Source organism: Gemmatimonas sp. (assembly GCF_031426495.1).
Taxonomy (GTDB): Bacteria; Gemmatimonadota; Gemmatimonadetes; order Gemmatimonadales; family Gemmatimonadaceae; genus Gemmatimonas.
The window spans coordinates 86868-104629 of record NZ_JANPLK010000084.1; the positions used below are offsets into that span (position 1 = coordinate 86868).

The following is a 17762-nucleotide window of genomic DNA, read 5'->3' on the forward strand; positions in this document are numbered from 1 at the left end:
GTCATGGCGAACGTCCCACTCACCCCGGAGCGCCTGGCGCGCATGCAAGAGTGCTTCGAGCGCGCACTGGAGCTCGAGGACAGCGCGCTCGCGGCATACCTGCGCGACCTGCAATCCGAAGACGCCGACCTGGCGATCCGCCTGCGTGGGCTGCTCGACGCGCACGCGCAGACGGGCAGCGGCTTCGAGAGTCCGGTGTCGCTGGAGTTCCCGGACGACGCAGGCGTAGACCCGTGGATTGGACGAACGGTCGGCGTGTACGAGATCACGCGCCGTATCGGTGTGGGCGGTATGGGTGCCGTGTACGAGGCGGCGCGCAACGACGATCAGTATCGCAAACGCGTAGCCATCAAGTTGCTGCGGGCGCAAACGGTGAGTGAGTCGGCCGTGCGCCGCTTCCGGCGTGAACGACAGATTCTCGCGACACTCGAACATCCGCACATCGCCGCGCTGCTCGATGGCGGCGTGACGGGTGATGGCCATCCGTTCTTCGCCATGGAGTACGTGGAAGGCGAGCCACTCACCACGTATTGCGATGCACGCGCCCTGTCGATCACGGCGCGGCTTGAACTGTTCCGGCAGGTGTGTTCGGCGGTGCAGTTCGCACACCAGAGTCTCGTCGTACATCGTGATCTCAAGCCCGCGAACATCCTCGTCAATGCCGACGGACAGGTCAAACTGCTCGATTTCGGCATCGCGTCGCTCTTGCCTTCGGCGCTCGATGGCGCCGAAGCGGAGACGCTCACGCGCGCCGGCACTCGCGCTCTCACTCCGGGCTATGCGTCGCCCGAACAGCTGCTCGGCCTCCCCATCGGCACGCGCTCTGACGTCTACTCGCTGGGCGTGGTGCTGTACGAAGTGCTCTGCGGCAGGCGGCCATTCCAGTCACGAAGCGGCGACGCGGTTCCAGCGCGACCCAGCGGAGCAATCACCGCCGAGCGGCTCCCGCAGCTCTCCGAGCGGTCCAGTGACCGCGCGCGGATGCGCGTCGCGGGTGATCTCGATGCAATCGTGCTGAAAGCGCTGCGCACCGAGCCCGAACGTCGGTACGGATCGGCTGAAGAACTGTCGGCCGACATCAACAATCATCTCACCGGTCGCGCGGTCTCCGCACGCCCGGACAGCGTGGGCTACCGCGTCGGCAAGTTCGTTCGCCGGCGTCGTGCCGAATCGGTGGCGCTGGCGCTCACACTGGCCTCCATCGTGGGTGGCAGCGTGGTTGCCCTCCGGCAGGAGCGCGCGGCCAATCGCGAGCGCGTGCGCGCCGAGGCCGAAGGTAAGCGCGCCGCCGAAGTCACGGCATTTCTCACCACGATGCTTGGCGCGGCGAACCCCGGCGCATTTGGACGTGACGTGAAAGTGCGTGAGGTGCTCGACTCGGCCTCGATCTCGGCCAACGCCCTCGCGCGTCAGCCGGCGCTGGAGTCGGAGATCCGCATGATCATTGGCGGTACCTATCTCGCGCTCGGCGAGTTTCCACTGGCGGAGGCGCAGTACCGACTCGCCGTGAACGCGCAGCAGCGGTTGGGGAGCGCCGGAGGACGCGGTGCCGCGCGTGCGCTCTCGCAGCTCAGCATGGCCAAGGAGTTTCAGGGACAGTTCCCCGCGGCCGACTCGCTGTTGCGCGCTGCCGATACCCTGTTTGCCCATCACGGCTTCGTCGATGACGAGCAGCGCATCAGTCATCTTGATGCCCGTGCGCGCATTCTGAGCATTATCGGTGATACCAAAGGGGCCGAGCCGATTTTTCTCGAGGCACTCGCATTGCAGCGTCGTCAGGTGCCGGCCAATGACTCATCGATCGCGGCGTCGTATACCAACCTCGCGGTGGTGCAGAGTGACCTTGGCAACAACCGGTCGGCGGAGACGCTGATGGTGGCGGCGGTGGCAGCGGCGCGTCGTGCGTATGGCAACTCGCATCCGCATGTGGCCGCCATCCTGTCGCCGCTGGCGAGCGTCCAGGAGCGGGCGGGGCTACCGGCGCGCGCCGAGTCGACGTACCGAGAAACCATTGCGATGCGGAAGGCACTGCTTGGCAACGACCATCCCGATCTGGCGTGGACGATGCATAACTTCGCCGACTTTCTGATGACGAAGGAGCGGTACGCCGAGAGCGTGGCGTGGTCACGTCAGGTGCTCGCGATGCGGGGGAAGTCGATGAAGGACGAGCATCCGCTCATTCCTGCGTCGATGAGTGTGTTGGGCCGTTCGCTCGACGGCCTCGACTCGCTCGACGCTGGCGAGCGGTGGCTGCGCGAGAGTTTAGCCATCAGAAAGTCCGTGTATCCGCCGGGGCATTTCCTGATCGCCTCGAGCGAGGGACAGGTTGGTGCGCATCTGGCGCTGCGTGGCCGCTACGCGAGCGCCGAATCGATGCTGTTGAGGAGTGAGAATCAGCTCGTGGCGGCGCGTGGCGATGGCGCGCCGATCGTGGTGGATGCGCGTACGCGCCTGGTGAAGCTGTACCAGCGCTGGGGAAAGCCTGATTCGGTGCGGGTGTGGCAGGAGCGGATGGCGAGGTCGGCCAAGGGCTCCTGACCAGCCGGGACCGTGGTGGTGGAGGTGCGGTTGGGACGGGAATGAGCCGGTATACCGGGAACTGACGCTCACCTGAGTAGCCAGTCTGCTCACCACGTTCCCGGATCCCTGCCATGTCTCGACTTCACTCTGTTCGCTTCGTTGTCGGTGCCCTCGCGCTCGTGGGCGCTATTGCCTGCGGTGGCGGCGATTCGCCCAGCGGACCCAAAACGCCGACGCCGACGCCCACGCCGACGCCGACCGTGCAGTCGGTGGTCGTGTCTCCCGCCACGGCCACGCTCGTCGCCGCGGGCGCGACCACCGCACTCACCTCGGACGTCCGACTGTCGAATGGCACGTCGGGGTCGCAGACGGTGACGTGGACCTCCTCCACCCCAACCGTGGCGACGGTGTCGACGGCTGGCGTCGTGACGGCGGTGGCGTCAGGGACGACGACGGTCACGGCGGCGGTCGGTGCTGTGACCGGTACCGCGACGATTACCGTCGCCATTCCGTTCGTACAGTCCATCACGGTCACACCGGCCACGAGCACGCTCGCGTCGTTCGGTGCGACCACGGCCGTCGCGGCGGCCGTGATGATGTCCAACGGCGTCGCCGGCACCCAAACGCCTTCGTGGACGTCGTCCAATCCCGCGGTGGCGACGGTAACTGCGGGCACGGTGACGGCGGTGTCGAACGGCACGGCCACGATCACGGCCACGGTTGGTACGGTTACCGGTACGGCATCGGTCACGGTCGCGCAGGTCGTGGCGTCGGTGCGACTGCTGCCGACGGACACGGTGATGAAAACGGCCGGTCCACTCCGTGCCAGTGCGCTCGACGCGCGCGGGAATGTGATCGCCAATGCGCCGATCGTATGGACGGCGGTCAATCCCGGGCTTGCCACCGTGAGCCAGACCGGCGCCGTGACCCCACTCAACCCCGGCGTGGCGCGCATGCGTGTGAGTTCGGGCGCGTTTCAGGCCACATCCATCGTGCGCAGCATCGCGAACATCGTGCGCTTGAGCGACATGACGCCGCTGTTCGAGTACACCGCGTCGGCCGGACAGCGTCGTGCCTATTCCGAGATCAGCCAGAGCAATGCGGACGCGCGCGCCATCCTGATAGGGCAAGTCTGGAGCTACCTCGAAACGGTCCTCCCGTTGAGCGGCTCGGCGTCGACCGACATGTTCTTCAGCACGTGGCCGGAGATCTGGCTCGAGGCGTCGCCATTCTGCAACGGCACCCTGTTCGCCAATCAGGACATCTATCAGGGTTGTGCGTCACCGACGTGGACCCATTGGGTGGTCCCCACCACATCAGACTACATCCACGTCACGCGCTGGCTGTCGCGGCAGTTCCTGTTGTCGTCGATGACACGTGTCGCGGAGTTTCCGTGGTTCCTCGGCGGCTATACGCTGTGGCTGGCCGGCGGATCGTTCCAAGGGGCGGCGATCGCTGGCAGCCCGCTGCGAGCTCTTATTCAGGACTTCCGCAACGGCGACACGCAGGGGTTGCTCGTGCCGATCGACACCCTTGTGCGCACCGCCAACGCACGCTTCTTCGAGAACCTGCCGCAGCGTACGCCGGTGGCGGTTCGGCAGGCGCAGAGCAGCCTGTTCCTGGCGTATCTCAACCGTGACTACCCACTCGTCATTCCCGGGATTCTGGCGCGCATTCGCGCCACGCCGGGCAACGCATTTACGAATGACATGCTGATCGCCGAGATCCAGAACCTGACGGGCCGCACGCTGGCGCAGCTCGAGCCCGCTTATCTCCTCTACGCCAGAAGCCTGCAGCCGTAGCGAAAGTGTCGGTGACGGCGGATCTTTCCGGTTCGCCGTCACCGACACTTTTTTCGTTGCCCATTTTCGTTGCCCATTATGAACGTTTTCGACGCCATCGCCGCCCGCCGCTCCGTTCGCAAGTTCACCGACCGCACGCCCACCCAGGCGGAGCTGGAGCAGTTGCTGCAGGCGGCCGTCCTGGCGCCGAACCACCGCCTCACGAATCCGTGGCGCTTCTACGTGCTCGGCCCTGAGGCACGCGCGGCGTACGGTCTGGCGCTGGGCAACCGCAAGGCCAAGAAGGCGACCGACGAGGCTCATGCCGAGACGATCCGTCGCAACACGAGCGATGAACACCGCGCGCAGCCGTGCATGCTGCTGGTGGCGATGGTGCAGAACGAAAACGCCGAAATTCGCGAAGAAGACTACGCGTCGACGATGATGGCCACGCAGAACATCTGTCTGGCCGCGACCGCGATCGGACTCGGCACGCACATCCGTTCTGGCGCGATCATGGATGACCCGGCCGCACGTGCGGCGGGTGGTGTACCCGAAGGCGAGCGTATCATTGCCGTCCTGACGGTTGGGGAGCCGCTGGAAACGCCCGACGCCAAGGCGCGTCGTGCGGTAACGGACGTGACGCAGTGGCGCGACTGATTCGTGCGGCACTGCGCGTGTGATGGATGGCAGGCAAGGTCAGCGCGAGGGTGCGCTGACCTTTTGCTTTGAGAGATCGTGAACCGCGCAACCGCGGATCACGCGGATAGAGCGCTGATGCTCGCAGTCGCCGCCGTCGCCAGTGGATGCGACTGCTGTTCAATTCTTGAAATGAACAGCGCATGACGCGCGCGATCCTCGACACTCGCCACGGCGCATTCGCGCCACTTTCGCGAAATCCGCGGTCAGGCTGTTCGGTGAACGCAAGAAAGGCCAACGCAGACCACTACATCCGACCCAGCGCCCACCCCGGAAGCACGGCGAGTACGAGCGTGCCCACGAGGCACAGCGCACCCGCGGCGCGCGCCATACCGCCCGCGCGCTGCTCACTCGGCGCCGCTTCGCCCGCCGTCATGAACAACACCTGAATCACGCGCAGGTAGAAGTAGATGCCGAGGTAGCTGCCCACGAGGCCGAGCACGGCGTACGTGGTGTAACCGGCGGCCACGACGTTCTTGAAGATCAGGAACTTGGCGGCGAAGCCCGGGAAGGGTGGCAGGCCGGCCAGCGACAGCATCGCGATGGCGATCATTGCCGCCGCGAACGGGTTGCGATGATACAGCCCCTTGAGCGCGTCGAGCGAGTCGCGCTGCTCGTCGTCCGTGTTCTGCGGCATGACGGCGAACGCCAGTAGATTCACCACCGAATACGCCAACACATAGAACAGCACCGCCTGCATGCGCCCTTCAGCATCGCCCAGGAACCCGTAGAACAGGTAGCCCGCGTGCGCGATGGAGGAATACGCGATCATGCGACGGAAACTCTGCTGCTTGATGGCGGCCAGGTTGCCCCACACGATTGAGACGAGCGGCAGCACCAGCAGCAAGTCGACCAGCGGTCCCGAGACATTCGCGCCGGCGAACAGACGCACGGCGGCGAGCAGCACGGCGCCCTTGGTCAGCGTGGCCATGTAGGCCGTAACCGGAATGCTGGCGCCTTCATAGGTGTCGGGCGCCCACGCATGGAACGGCACCACGGCGGCCTTGAGGAACAGCGACAGCAGCAGGAGCACGACGGCCGTGCGCGTCATGATATCGCTCGAGGCCAGTGCCGCGCCGAATACATCGACGCTCATGGAGCCGGTCGCGCCGTACAGTAGCGACACGCCCATCAGGAAGGTGGCCGACGCGGCGCCGCTCAGCACGAGGTACTTGAACGCCGATTCGGCGCTCTGTGGTCGACGGAAGGCCAGCAGCACGAGCGCGTACACCGGCATCGCCAGTAGCTCGAGCCCCAGGAACATCACCAGGAAGCTGTCGGCCGACGGCAGCAGACACAGACCGTAAAGCGACGACAGCAGCAGGATCGAGAACTCGCCGTCAGTGAACTCGGTGCGCGACATGAGCAGCACCGGCACGGCGAGCGCCAGCAACGCGCCCTTGGCCATCAGAATGGCCGGCGTGACGGAGAACTGACCATCAAACGGTGCAGCGGCGTACGGCAAGTTCGACAACCAGAACGCCGCGGCCGACGACGCAATCACGGCACCCAGCGCCACCCACAACGCCGACCGCGATCCACGTCCAAGCACGGCCATGATGATCACGAGTACGATGCCGCCGAGCAGGAAATGCTCGGGGAGCATCGCCAGCAGCGCGTCTTGCGCATTCACTGACGAAGTCATTGCGGCATTCACGGGGTCACCCCCGCTGACCCAGCAGGCGTCCGCGACGTCGTCACCAACGACTGGTACGACTTGGCCGCCAGTTCAGTCTTCTGCAACGCGCCATCCGGGAAGAGGCCAAGCGCGAACACGGCGATCGTGAGCAAGCCGAGGATGCTCTTCTCACGCAGCGACAGGTCGAGCAACGGATGTTCCGGCGAATGGTGCGGCGCCTTCACGGCGCCGAACAGGAAGGTGAGGGCGAAGCGCAGCATGTACATCGCGCCCAGCACCACGCCGGTGACCGCCACCGACGCGAGCACCAGCGGGAGATTGTTGCCGTCCAGATGCGCCGGCCAGGCCGCCGTGAAGGCGCCCATGAGCGCGAGGAATTCACCGGTGAAGCCGCTGGTGGTGGGCAATCCCACCGACGCCAGCGTGAAGATCATGAAGAACACCGAGTACACCGGCAGCAGGCGGGCCAAGCCGCCGTACGCCGCGAGTTCGCGCGTGTGGCAGCGATCGTAGATCATGCCGACCAGCAGGAACAGGCCGGCCGCCACCAGTCCGTGGCTCACCATCTGAATGATCGCGCCCTGAATGCCCACCAGCTCGAGACTGAGCAGCCCCAGCATCACGTAGCCCAGGTGACTGATCGACGAGTACGCGATGATCTTCTTGATGTCGGTCTGCACGAGCGCGAGGCAGGCGCCGTACACGATGCTGATCACGGCCAGCGTCGTCAGCAGCGGCGTGAAGGCGCGGGCGGCGTCGGGAAACAGCGGGAAGCCGAGCTTCATGAAACCGTAGGTGCCCATCTTGAGCAGCACACCGGCCAGAATAACCGAGCCCGCCGTGGGCGCTTCCACGTGCGCGTCGGGGAGCCACGTGTGCAGCGGCACCATCGGCACCTTGATCGCGAACGATAGCGCGAAGGCGCCCAGCAGGATCGTTTGCACCGACAGCGGCAGCTGCGTCTGATACAAGTCAGCGAACGCGAACGACAGCACGCCGCTGGTTTGCTGCATGGACTGCACGAGATAGATCACCGCGGCCAGCATGAGAATGCTGCCGAACGCGGTATACAGTACGAACTTGAGCGTGGCATACACACGCCGCGCGCCGCCCCACATGCCGATGATCAGGAACATCGGGATCAGCATCGCTTCCCAGAACAGATAGAACAGGAAGAGATCCTGGGCCACGAAGGCGCCCATCATGGCGAACTGCAGCAGCAGCACCATGACGTGAAAGAGCGGCACATCCTTCTTGATCGACGTCCACGCGCCCAGCACCACGATCGGCCCCAGGAACGCCGTGAGCAGCACGAGCAGGATGTTGAAGCCATCGAGCCCGATCAGGTACGATACGCCCCACTGCGCGATCCACGGGAGCTGGGTGGCGAACTGCAGCCCGGCCGCGGTGGCGTCGAACTGCAGATACAGCACCGTCATCAGCGCGAACTGTACGGTCATCACGCCGGCGGCAATCAGGCGCGACAATCCATCGTTCGCACGCGCCGCCAGCAACACCAGCGACACGCCGACAATTGGCAGCCACAACACAAGGTTCAGCAGCATCGGTCCCATCGTGAACTCAGACGTGAACTCAGACATGACGCCAGCTCCAAAGCAGGGCGCCCACGATGCCGACCATCACCAACAACGCGTAGAGGTGGAGGCTGCCGGTCTGTACTCGGCTCAGCAATCCGGCCGAACGCTGCGCCAGTGCCGCCAAGCCGTGCAGTGAGCCGTCAAGCAGCAGCTTGTCGCTGCCACGCAGCAACACCACCTCGGAGAACCACGCCAGCGGTTTCACGATCACGCGATCGTACAGTTCATCGACGAAATACTTGCCCGACAGCAGCCGATGGATCGGAAGCAGGGCCTGCTTCACGCCTTCCGGGCGTGACGCCGGACCGCCGAACATAAACGCCGCGAGCCCGAGTCCGGCGAAGGCCAGCACGATCGAGACGTACAGCAGCGTGTGCTCGTAGTGCTCGAGACTTTCCACGATCGGCGGCAGGGGAATCTGCGCCTCGAGGAAGTGCGGAATGGCGATATAGCCGCCTCCCGCGGACAACAGCGCCAGCAGCATCAGCACGCCGGTCATCGAGATCGGCGATTCATGCACATGGTGCTCCACCTCGTGGCTCATGCGCGAGGCGCCCATGAACGTGAGCCACAACAGGCGGAACATGTAGAACGCCGTCATCAGCGCCGTCAGGGCGGCCATACCCCACAGCCACGGCGCGCCACCCTTCGCACTGGCGAAGGCGTACCAGAGGATTTCGTCCTTCGAGAAGAAGCCTGCCAACCCCGGAATGCCGGCAATCGCCGCCGTCGCGATGGCGAAGGTCCAGTAGGTGAGCGGGATCTTGTGGCGCAGACCGCCCATCTTGCGGATGTCCTGTTCGCCGCCGAGCGCGTGAATCACGCTGCCGGCGCCGAGGAACAGGCAGGCCTTGAAGAACGCGTGCGTGACCACGTGGAAGATGGCCACGCCGTAGGCGCCGACACCGAGCGCCAGAAACATGAAGCCCAGCTGCGACACGGTGGAATACGCGAGCACCTTCTTGATGTCGGTCTGCACCAGCGCCACCGTGGCGGCGAAGAAGGCCGTGAGCACGCCGACCACCGCGATCACCTGCGAGGCTTCGGGCGCCATCATATAAATGCCCGACATGCGCGCCGTGAGGTACACACCGGCCGTGACCATGGTGGCCGCGTGGATCAGCGCCGACACCGGCGTCGGTCCGGCCATGGCGTCGGGCAGCCACACGTACAGCGGGATCTGCGCCGACTTGCCGGTAGCGCCGACGAACAGCAGCAGGCCTACCAAGCTGGCCGGCACGAGCAAGGCCGCGCCGGTACCGTTTACGAACGCGCTGTTGATCGTGTCCATGTCGAGCGTGCCGAACGCGCGATACAGCAGGAACATGCCCAGCAGAAAGCCGGCATCACCGATGCGGTTGGTGATGAACGCCTTACGGCCGGCCTTCGCGTTGGTGAGGTCGTCGAACCAGAAGCCGATGAGGAGATACGACGCCAGTCCCACGCCTTCCCAGCCCACGAACAGCACGAGCATGGAACGACCGAGCACCAGCAGCAGCATAAAGAACAGGAAGAGATTCAGGTACGCGAAAAAGCGCCCGAAGCTCTTGTCGTTATGCATGTAGCCGGTGGAATAGATGTGGATCACCGACCCGACACCCGTGACTACCAGCGTCATGATCGCGCTGAGGCGATCGAAGTAGAACGCGATCTCGAACGACGACGACCCGATCAGCGCCCAGCGATAGAGCGGCTCCACCATCGGCGCGTACCCGCCCGCCTGCAGGTCGAGAAACGCCTTGACCGTGAGCGCGAACGACGCGATCGGAAAGGCCGACCCGATGATACCGGCGGCGCGCTCGTTGGCACGATGGCCACCGAGCGCGGTGGCGAAGAATCCATTGAACAGAAAGCCGACGAGCGGCAGCAGGGCGATGAGCGCCAGCGTATGAGGCATGCGGCTCAACCCTTGAGATCCGAGTAACGATCGATGTCCATCGAGCGCTTGAAGCGCACGAGCAGCAGGACGATCGGAATAGCCAGCGCGATTTCCGCGGTGGCAACCACGAACACCAGGAACACCAGCACCGCGCCCGCAGCGTCGCCGCGCTGTTGCGAGAAGGTGACCAGGCTGAGGTTCACGCCGTTCAGCATGAGCTCCATGCACATCAGCATGACCAGCGCATTCCGGCGTACGATCACGCCCAGCAGGCCCAGCGAGAAGAGCGCCCCCGAAAGTAGGAGCAACAGCTGCACCCTATCCATTGGCCCGTCCCTGCGTCGATCCCTGCGCACGACGGCTCACCTTGATCACGGCCAGCGCGGCCACGATCACGGCCACCAGAAACACCGACGTGAGCTCGAACTCCAGCCAGTACTGCGAGAGGAATGCCGTCGAGAACTGCGTCAGGCTGAACGGCGGTGCACCAGGTGCCGTGAGGACATCGGCCGAACTGCGGTACACGCTGATGCCCAGCACACCGACCAGCGCCGCACACGCCATCACACCAGGGACGAGCCATCGGGAGTATCGCGCATTGCCCGGCGCCTCGCGCACCTCGAGCAGCATGATCACGTACACCATGAACACCATCACCGCGCCCACATAGATCAGCACCTGGAAGGCGGCGATGAAGTGCACGCCCAGCAGTCCATAGATGCCGCCCAGCATGACCATCGTCGTGATCAGTGCCAGCGCCACGCGCATGGGCTCACGAATCACGAGCATCAGCACGGCCGAGATGAGCGCGATCACGCCCATCAGGCCCAGAATCAATGTGTCGATGACTCGCGCCCTCGCAGAATGCTGTCGCTGACCTTCAAGGCGACCGGCTTCGGTGGATACGGCTTGAGTACGTCCTGCTTCGGATTCCAGGTCAGCATCTCTTCCATCGTGAGCCACATGTTGTAGCGATCGCCCGACACGAGGTTGGGGATGTCCTGCTCCATGCGGATGGCATCTTCCGGACAGGCTTCGACGCAGAGGCCGCAGAACACGCAGCGCGAGTAGTCGATCTCGAAGCGGATCGGCGACTTGGGGTGTGCCGGATCGTTGATGTCGAAGGCGGACTCGATCTCGATCACCTTCGCGGGGCACACGGTCGCACACATGTTGCACGCGATACACTGCGGCGACCCATCGGGACGCTGCGTGAGGATATGCTTGCCGCGGTTGGCCGGCGCAAAATCGGCGCGCTTCTCTTCGGGATAGTACGTGGTGATGGCCCCACGACGGCCGGTGATCCATTTACCCATGTTGCGCAGGAAGATCCCGGTCGTAATGGCCAACCCGCGTAGCACTTCCGGCAGGTATGCCTTCTCCCACCACGTCATGGTGGGCTCGTTCCAATACTGCTTCCGCTCGTACTTCACGGTGCGCACAACAGGCGTAGCCGGAGGCTTCACGTCGGGCTTGATCGGCGTGGTCACTGGCCACCCCCCATCAGCCACATGGCCACGGCGGTTACCACCAGATTCGCCAGCGATAGTGGCAGCAGCATCTTCCACGCGAACGACAGCATCTGGTCGTACCGGAAACGGGGCAGTGACCAGCGGATCTGGATCTGGATCACGCACATCAGGAAGACCTTGGCCAGGAAGCCGAGCATCTGCAGCGGCACCACGAATCCATGGCTCAACGCGATCGTATGGCCGCCGGGAAACAGGAAGCCGGCGTCGCTCATGAAGGGCAGGTTGTAGCCACCGAGAAACAGCGTGACGAACAGCGCACCGACGATCGCGATCTGAATGAACTCGGCGAACATGAAGAGGCCCATCTTCATGGCGCTGTATTCGGTGTAGTAGCCGGCCACCAGTTCCGACTCCGCCTCCGGCAGGTCGAACGGAATACGCTTGTTCTCGGCGATCGCCGCCGTGAGAAACAGGAACGCCGCGAAGGGCTGCATGAACACGCCCCACTTAGGCAGCACGCCCAGCATCACGCCCGACTGCTGACGTACGATGGATCCCAGATCGACCGTGCCGTACACCAGGATCAGCCCCATGATGGTGAGGGCCATGACCAGCTCGTACGAAATCATCTGCGAGCCGGCCCGCAGTCCGCCCAGGAGTGAGAATTTGTTCTCCGAGCTCCAGCCGGCCAGCATCGTGCCGATGATCGTGAGTCCGCTGAAGGCGAAGACGATCAGGATGCCCGCGTCGAGCTGCGCGATCTGCAGCGGGTACGTGCGGCCACCGAACCACGAGCCCAGCGACGGAAATAGCTGGGCAGGATCGAGCGTGCCGCCGAACGGGATCACGGCAAACACCAGCAGCACCGGCGCGAACACGATGAACGGCGCCAGAAAATACCCCAGCGCGTCGTGCGTCTTCGGCTTGAAATTCTCCTTCAGGAGCATCTTCAAGCCGTCGGCCATACCGTGAAAGAGTCCCAGCCACACCAACTTGATATTGGTGAACGGGATCTTGATGTAGGCGCGATTGGCGCCGATCCGGTCCGACATCACGGCAGCCTGCTTGCGCTCCACCCACGTGAGCAGCCCGCCGAAGCTGAGCAGTACCACAATGGCATACGTGATGAACACCAGCGACACGACCAGATCGGGCATGAATACGTTCATACCGGCGTTCCCGCGGCAAGCGCGGTAAATAGCGCTTCGGCGTGCACGATGCTGGGCTTCACCGGGAAGCACGCTTCGAACGGCGTGACGACGCCTTTAAAGTTCGTGTAGTGGCCGTTGCGTTCGGTCTGCACGCTGATGGGAATGAACACATCGGCGGTGGAGTTGGCGGCATGCGCGTACGAATCGAGGCGGATCACTTTCGCCCCACTCGGCACCAGCGCGCTGTCGAACCCTTCGCCCCACACCAGCACCACATCGGTGTCGGCCGGCAGCGCATCACTTACACGCTCGGGGAGCGCTGGATACAGCGCCAGCGCCGCCTTGCGGTTGGGATTCTTGTCGGGCTTGATAAGCAGATGATCTTCGATCACTTCGCCGGGAAGCGGCAGGTGATCGGCCTTCACGAAGCCCGGCACCGTGGTGCCGAACGCGGCATGGAACGCCGCCAACTCCTCGTTGGAACCCCAGCTCGACACGATCGCCACCGGCTTCTTTGCCGCCGCCATCAACTTCGCGGCCGCCGCAATCGCCGCCGAGAGATCCACCGGCGCCCCCCGCTGCAGCGACTGCTCGGCGCGCGGCCGTTCGAACAGCTGCGCGAGGTCACGGGCCTTGTTGCACACCCACAGGCCGTTCACCTCGGGATTCTCGTGCGGCGTGATGCGATCGATCGTCGTATTCAGGCGCGGGTCGAGCGCGTTCAGCTTCCACTCGTGCTTGCGGTGCCACACATCGATGCTGCAGCCGCGCTCGCAGCCGGGGCATACCGACTTCGTGGCCTGCAGGTACCACACGCGCGCATGCGTCATCAGCTCGGTGGAGAGCAGCGCCCCCACCGGGCAGAGGTCGATCACGTTGTCGGAGTAGACGTCGAGGTTGAAATCGGCGTCTTCGGCCGGCCGGATCAGCGCATGGTCGCCGCGGTTCACGGCGCCCAGCGCCTTCGAGCCCGACACTTCGTTCGTGAAGCGGACACAGAGCGTGCACATGATGCACCGCTCGTTGTCCAGCATGATCCGGTCGGACAGCGGGAAGAACTTGGTGGCGTGCGTTTTCGGATCGCGCGACTTCGACGCGGCGCCGTTCAATTCGTAGTGATAGTCCTGCAGCAGGCACTCACCCGACTTGTTGCAGACGCCACAATCAACCGGGTGGTTGAGCGTGATGAACTGCATCGTGTCCTGGTTGAGCGTCTTGATCTTCTCCGACTTGGTCAGGACCCGCATGCCCGCCGTCACTGGCATGTTGCAGGCGATATCGAACCACGGGTCGCCCGAGTCCTGCTCGATCTCCACCATGCAGATGCGGCAGTTGCCCGGCACCGACAGCTGCGGATGCCAGCAGAAGTGCGGGATCTCCACACCATTGGCGCGCGCAGCCTGGATGACGGTCTGCCCGTCGACGGCCTGCATCGGCACGCCATCAATGGCGAAGTCGAGCATCTTCTTGGCGGCCGGCATCACGGCATCACTCACGAGGCAGCTCCGACGAGCGCATTCGCGAACGGAGACGTCGCGAACGGAGACGTCGCGAACGGGTCGTCGACGGTCAGGTTGCCGTCGTACATGGAGCGTCCGTTCGTGATGTAGTACTCGAACTCTTCACGGTAGTGATCGAGGATAGCCGAACAGGCGTACCCCGCCGAATCACCGAGACTGCAGATGGTGGTACCGTCGTTCGCCTCGGAGATCTTGTACAGCTGGTCGATGTCCTCGGGGCGTCCACCGCCGGCCACGATACGATTCAGAATGCGCTCCATCCAGCCCATTCCCTGACGGCACGGTGTGCACTGACCGCACGACTCATGGTGGTAGAAGCGCTGAATGACCGCCGCCAAGCGCACCATGCAGGTGCCTTCGGCGATGGCGATCATGCCGCCCGAGCCGACCTGCGAACCCGCCGCTACCGCCGAGTTGTGGTCGAGGGTGACGCCTTCGATTTCGCTGGCGCTGAGCAGCTTGGTGGAGACGCCGCCGGGGATGATGCACTTGAGCGCCTTCCCGTTCTGCATGCCACCGCAGTCTTCGTAGATGAACTTCGTCCACGAGTAGCCGTACTCGACCTCGTACACGCCCGGCTTGGCGATATGGCCGGAAATCGAGATCATCTGTGTGCCTGGGCTCTTGGGCGTGCCCACCTTCCTGAATTCCGTAGCCCCAAGGCGGAGGATCACCGGCACGTTCGCCAGTGTTTCCACGTTGTTCACGACGGTGGGCTTCTGGTACAGCCCCTTCACCGTGAGACGGGGCGGCCGATTGCGCGGCCAGCCCTTCTTGCCTTCGAGCGACGCCAGCATGGCCGACGCCTCGCCGCACACATACGAGCCGGCGCCGCGATACAGCACCACGTCGAGCGAGTAGCCGGTGCCGAGAATGTTCTCGCCAAGTAGCCCTGCGGCGTACGCCTCTTCGATGGCCTCGGCCATGCGACGATGCGCCAGATCGAACTCGCCGCGGATGTAGATGAACGCGTGACGCCCTTCCAGCGCGTACGAGCCGATGATCAGCCCTTCGAGCGCCATGTGCGGCACGCACTCCATGAGCCAGCGGTCCTTGAAGGTGCCCGGCTCGCCTTCGTCGGCATTCATGCAGACGTAGTGCGGCTCACCGTCACCCAACTTGACCACGCCCCACTTGCGACCGGCCGGAAACGCCGCGCCGCCGTGCCCGAGCAGGCCCGCGGCCGCGACTTCCTTGGTCACGTCGGTCGGTGTCATGCGCAGCGCCTTCTCCAACGCCTGGTAGCCGAGGCGCGTGCGATACTCGACGAGCGTGTGCGACGTCTCGGTCACGGGGAAGTTCATGAAGAATTTCACAGCGTCCCCTTCAACTCAGTGAGGAGTGCGTCCACCGAGGCCGGCGTCAGGTTCTCGAAGTAGGCGTCGCCCACCATCATCATCGGCGCCGTGCCACAGGAGGCCAAGCATTCCACCGTCGTCAGCGTGAACTGTCCATCGGCGGTGGTTTCGCCGGGCTTGATGCCGAGGCGCCCGCAGAGATGCTTCACCAGTCCTTCGGCACCACGCAATGAGCAGCTCACATTGTGGCAGACCTGGATGTGATGCTTGCCCAGCGGCACGCGCGTGAACTGCGTGTAGAAAGCCACGACTTCATCGATCTGTGTGCGCGGGACGCCCAGGTATGCGGTGAGGTCGCTGATATCTTCGTCGGCGATGTAGCCGCGCTCTTCCTGAATGCGACGCAGCGCGGGAATCGAGAGCGAACCGTCGAAGCCAGCCGGATAGCGGCCCTTCCACTGTTCGAACTCGGGAATCAAGCGTTGGACGAGACCGGTCATCGATCGCACTCCCCACCGATCATGTTCACGGAGCCGAACGTGGTGACGATGTCGGCGAGCTGATAGCCATCGAGCATGCGGTGGACACCACCCATGTGCACGAAACTGGGCGACCGCACGTGCACTTTGTGCGGCGTGCCGCCACCGGTGCTCACGAGGAAGAATCCGAGCTCGCCGTTGGGCGCTTCGTGCGCCAGGTAGATCTCGCCGGGCGGCACCGACGGGCCTTCCATCACGAGCTTGAAGTGGTTGATCAACGATTCGATCTCGTTGTACACCAGCGCCTTCTCGGGAAACACGCAGCGGCGATCGTCGACATTGATCGGACCGTCGGGCATCATGTCCATCAGCTGGCGGATCATGTACACCGACTCGTCCATCTCGCGCATGCGCACGTAATACCGATCGTAGTTGTCGCCGTTGATACCCACCGGCACATCGAAATCGAGCTCGGCGTACGCCAGATACGGCGTATCCTTGCGCAAGTCGCGGGGCACGCCGGTGGAACGCAGAATGACACCGGTAAAACCCCAATGCAGCGCGTCGGCGGTGCTGATCGTTCCCACGTTGCGCAACCGATCGATGAAGATGCGATTGCGATCGACCAAGCCGTGTACGCGCGCGATGTACGTTTCGTACTCGGCCAGAATCTCGCGCAGGCGGGTGAACCAACCGTCAGGCACGTCGTTGGCGAGCCCGCCAATGCGGCCATACGAGTACGTCACGCGCGCGCCGGTAAGCGCGGCGAGATGCTCGTACATGAAGTCGCGCACCGTGACGAGGTACAGGAACGCCGTCATCGCACCGAGTTCCATGAGACTCGCCGCCACGCACGTGAGGTGGTCGGTGATGCGTGAGTACTCGGAAAGCAGCGTGCGCAGATACTTGGTGCGCGGCGTGATCTCGATGCCCATCATCTGCTCCACGGCATCACAGTACGCGAAGTCGTTGATCAGAGCCGAGCAGTAGTTCAGACGGTCGACGTACGGAATGAGATTGTGCCAGGTGTGATCCTCGCACTCCTTCTCGAAGCCGCGATGCAGGTAGCCGCAGTGCACGTCGGTGCGCAGCACCTTCTCGCCATCGAGCTCGGCGATGATCTGCACCGTGCCGTGGGTGGCGGGGTGCGACGGGCCGATGTTGACGATGACGGTGTCGTCGCGCTCGTGCGTGGTGAACGCGGAGCGGACCGGATTCGGGATGCTAGCGGACAAGGGTACCCTGCGGCGGACGGTAGGGGACCAGCGGCTGCTCCAGCTGCTTGGGGTAGTCCTTACGCAGCGGATGTCCCGAAAAGCCTTCGTACAGCAGAATGGGGCGCAGATCGTCGTTGCCGCGGAACACGATGCCGTACATATCGTGGCATTCGCGCTCCATGTAGCCGGCCGATCCGAACAACGACTTGAGCGTGTCCACGGTGGGATCGCTCGCACTCACGCGCGTTTTCAGCCGCACGCGCACCTTGTGCGTGGTCGAGTAGAAATGGTGCACGACTTCGAAACGCAGAGCGTCGTCGGGCCAGTCGATGGCGGTGACGTCGAGAAAGAGGTCGAACGCGAACTGCGACTTCAGGCGCTCAGCCACCGGGAGCAGCGCCGCCGGGTCGAGCTGCAGCACCAGCACCCCATGCTGCACGCCGTGCGACTCGATACCGGAACTCGGTGCGAACTGCTGCTCAACGAGATCGAGAAACGGGGTGGTCACG

15 protein-coding genes are annotated in these 17762 nt (G+C 64.1%); 3 read left to right on the top strand and 12 right to left on the bottom strand.

The window, feature by feature from the left end:
- Positions 1 to 3 precede the first annotated feature (3 nt).
- From RMP10_RS22425 to RMP10_RS22435, 3 genes are all read left to right on the top strand, one after another.
- Positions 4 to 2538 carry a serine/threonine-protein kinase gene (locus RMP10_RS22425; RefSeq protein WP_310572300.1) on the top strand — a complete coding sequence of 845 codons (2535 nt, stop codon included), beginning with the start codon at positions 4 to 6 and terminating at the stop codon, positions 2536 to 2538.
- 113 nt (positions 2539 to 2651) lie between these two features.
- Positions 2652 to 4322: an Ig-like domain-containing protein gene (locus tag RMP10_RS22430; protein ID WP_310572301.1), complete on the top strand. Its 1671-nt coding sequence runs from the start codon at positions 2652 to 2654 to the stop codon at positions 4320 to 4322.
- 78 nt (positions 4323 to 4400) lie between these two features.
- Positions 4401 to 4961, top strand: coding sequence for a nitroreductase (locus tag RMP10_RS22435; RefSeq protein ID WP_310572302.1), 561 nt, complete (start codon positions 4401 to 4403; stop codon positions 4959 to 4961).
- Between the two features lie 286 nt (positions 4962 to 5247).
- Here the strand turns inward: RMP10_RS22435 and RMP10_RS22440 are convergent, their stop codons facing one another.
- From RMP10_RS22440 to RMP10_RS22495, 12 genes are read right to left on the bottom strand one after another with little or no spacing between them, the layout of a single operon-like run.
- Entirely contained in the window at positions 5248 to 6645 is a 1398-nt protein-coding gene (locus RMP10_RS22440; RefSeq protein WP_310572303.1) for an NADH-quinone oxidoreductase subunit N, read from the bottom strand.
- A gap of 8 nt (positions 6646 to 6653) precedes the next feature.
- Positions 6654 to 8240 (bottom strand): NADH-quinone oxidoreductase subunit M, encoded by a 1587-nt coding sequence (locus RMP10_RS22445; RefSeq protein ID WP_310572304.1) that lies wholly within the window; start codon positions 8238 to 8240, stop codon positions 6654 to 6656.
- Complete coding sequence (gene nuoL, locus RMP10_RS22450; protein ID WP_310572305.1) at positions 8233 to 10134, bottom strand: NADH-quinone oxidoreductase subunit L; 1902 nt, start codon at positions 10132 to 10134, stop codon at positions 8233 to 8235. The genes RMP10_RS22445 and nuoL overlap by 8 nt, the downstream gene beginning before the upstream one ends.
- 5 nt (positions 10135 to 10139) lie before the next feature.
- Complete coding sequence (gene nuoK / locus RMP10_RS22455; RefSeq protein ID WP_310572306.1) at positions 10140 to 10442, bottom strand: NADH-quinone oxidoreductase subunit NuoK; 303 nt, start codon at positions 10440 to 10442, stop codon at positions 10140 to 10142.
- Positions 10435 to 10953: an NADH-quinone oxidoreductase subunit J gene (locus tag RMP10_RS22460; protein ID WP_309671533.1), complete on the bottom strand. Its 519-nt coding sequence runs from the start codon at positions 10951 to 10953 to the stop codon at positions 10435 to 10437. Before RMP10_RS22460 ends, nuoK begins: the two co-directional genes overlap by 8 nt.
- The gene (locus RMP10_RS22465; RefSeq protein ID WP_309671532.1) at positions 10950 to 11606 is read right to left on the bottom strand and encodes a 4Fe-4S binding protein; all 657 of its coding nucleotides are present in this window, start codon (positions 11604 to 11606) and stop codon (positions 10950 to 10952) included. Before RMP10_RS22465 ends, RMP10_RS22460 begins: the two co-directional genes overlap by 4 nt.
- Positions 11603 to 12757: a complex I subunit 1 family protein gene (locus RMP10_RS22470; RefSeq protein WP_310572307.1), complete on the bottom strand. Its 1155-nt coding sequence runs from the start codon at positions 12755 to 12757 to the stop codon at positions 11603 to 11605. The genes RMP10_RS22465 and RMP10_RS22470 overlap by 4 nt, the downstream gene beginning before the upstream one ends.
- Positions 12754 to 14235 carry a 2Fe-2S iron-sulfur cluster-binding protein gene (locus tag RMP10_RS22475; RefSeq protein WP_310572308.1) on the bottom strand — a complete coding sequence of 494 codons (1482 nt, stop codon included), beginning with the start codon at positions 14233 to 14235 and terminating at the stop codon, positions 12754 to 12756. Before RMP10_RS22475 ends, RMP10_RS22470 begins: the two co-directional genes overlap by 4 nt.
- Positions 14232 to 15575 (bottom strand): NADH-quinone oxidoreductase subunit NuoF, encoded by a 1344-nt coding sequence (gene nuoF / locus RMP10_RS22480; protein WP_310572309.1) that lies wholly within the window; start codon positions 15573 to 15575, stop codon positions 14232 to 14234. The genes RMP10_RS22475 and nuoF overlap by 4 nt, the downstream gene beginning before the upstream one ends.
- Positions 15572 to 16057 (bottom strand): NADH-quinone oxidoreductase subunit NuoE, encoded by a 486-nt coding sequence (gene nuoE, locus RMP10_RS22485; protein ID WP_310572310.1) that lies wholly within the window; start codon positions 16055 to 16057, stop codon positions 15572 to 15574. Before nuoE ends, nuoF begins: the two co-directional genes overlap by 4 nt.
- Positions 16054 to 17271, bottom strand: coding sequence for an NADH dehydrogenase (quinone) subunit D (nuoD, locus tag RMP10_RS22490; protein WP_310572311.1), 1218 nt, complete (start codon positions 17269 to 17271; stop codon positions 16054 to 16056). The genes nuoE and nuoD overlap by 4 nt, the downstream gene beginning before the upstream one ends.
- Positions 17261 to 17761, bottom strand: a complete 501-nt coding sequence (locus RMP10_RS22495; protein WP_310572312.1) for an NADH-quinone oxidoreductase subunit C — start codon at positions 17759 to 17761, stop codon at positions 17261 to 17263. The genes nuoD and RMP10_RS22495 overlap by 11 nt, the downstream gene beginning before the upstream one ends.
- Between the last annotated feature and the right edge of the window lies 1 nt (position 17762).

What these genes read in the sequence shown, in the direction of transcription:
- nuoK (WP_310572306.1), bottom strand. Translation starts at nt 10,442, where the DNA reads ATGGATAGGGTGCAGCTGTTGCTCCTACTTTCGGGGGCGCTCTTCTCG.
- RMP10_RS22470 (WP_310572307.1), bottom strand. Translation starts at nt 12,757, where the DNA reads ATGAACGTATTCATGCCCGATCTGGTCGTGTCGCTGGTGTTCATCACG.
- nuoL (WP_310572305.1), bottom strand. Translation starts at nt 10,134, where the DNA reads ATGCCTCATACGCTGGCGCTCATCGCCCTGCTGCCGCTCGTCGGCTTT.
- nuoE (WP_310572310.1), bottom strand. Translation starts at nt 16,057, where the DNA reads ATGACCGGTCTCGTCCAACGCTTGATTCCCGAGTTCGAACAGTGGAAG.
- RMP10_RS22440 (WP_310572303.1), bottom strand. Translation starts at nt 6,645, where the DNA reads ATGACTTCGTCAGTGAATGCGCAAGACGCGCTGCTGGCGATGCTCCCC.
- RMP10_RS22435 (WP_310572302.1), top strand. Translation starts at nt 4,401, where the DNA reads ATGAACGTTTTCGACGCCATCGCCGCCCGCCGCTCCGTTCGCAAGTTC.
- RMP10_RS22430 (WP_310572301.1), top strand. Translation starts at nt 2,652, where the DNA reads ATGTCTCGACTTCACTCTGTTCGCTTCGTTGTCGGTGCCCTCGCGCTC.
- RMP10_RS22425 (WP_310572300.1), top strand. Translation starts at nt 4, where the DNA reads ATGGCGAACGTCCCACTCACCCCGGAGCGCCTGGCGCGCATGCAAGAG.
- RMP10_RS22445 (WP_310572304.1), bottom strand. Translation starts at nt 8,240, where the DNA reads ATGTCTGAGTTCACGTCTGAGTTCACGATGGGACCGATGCTGCTGAAC.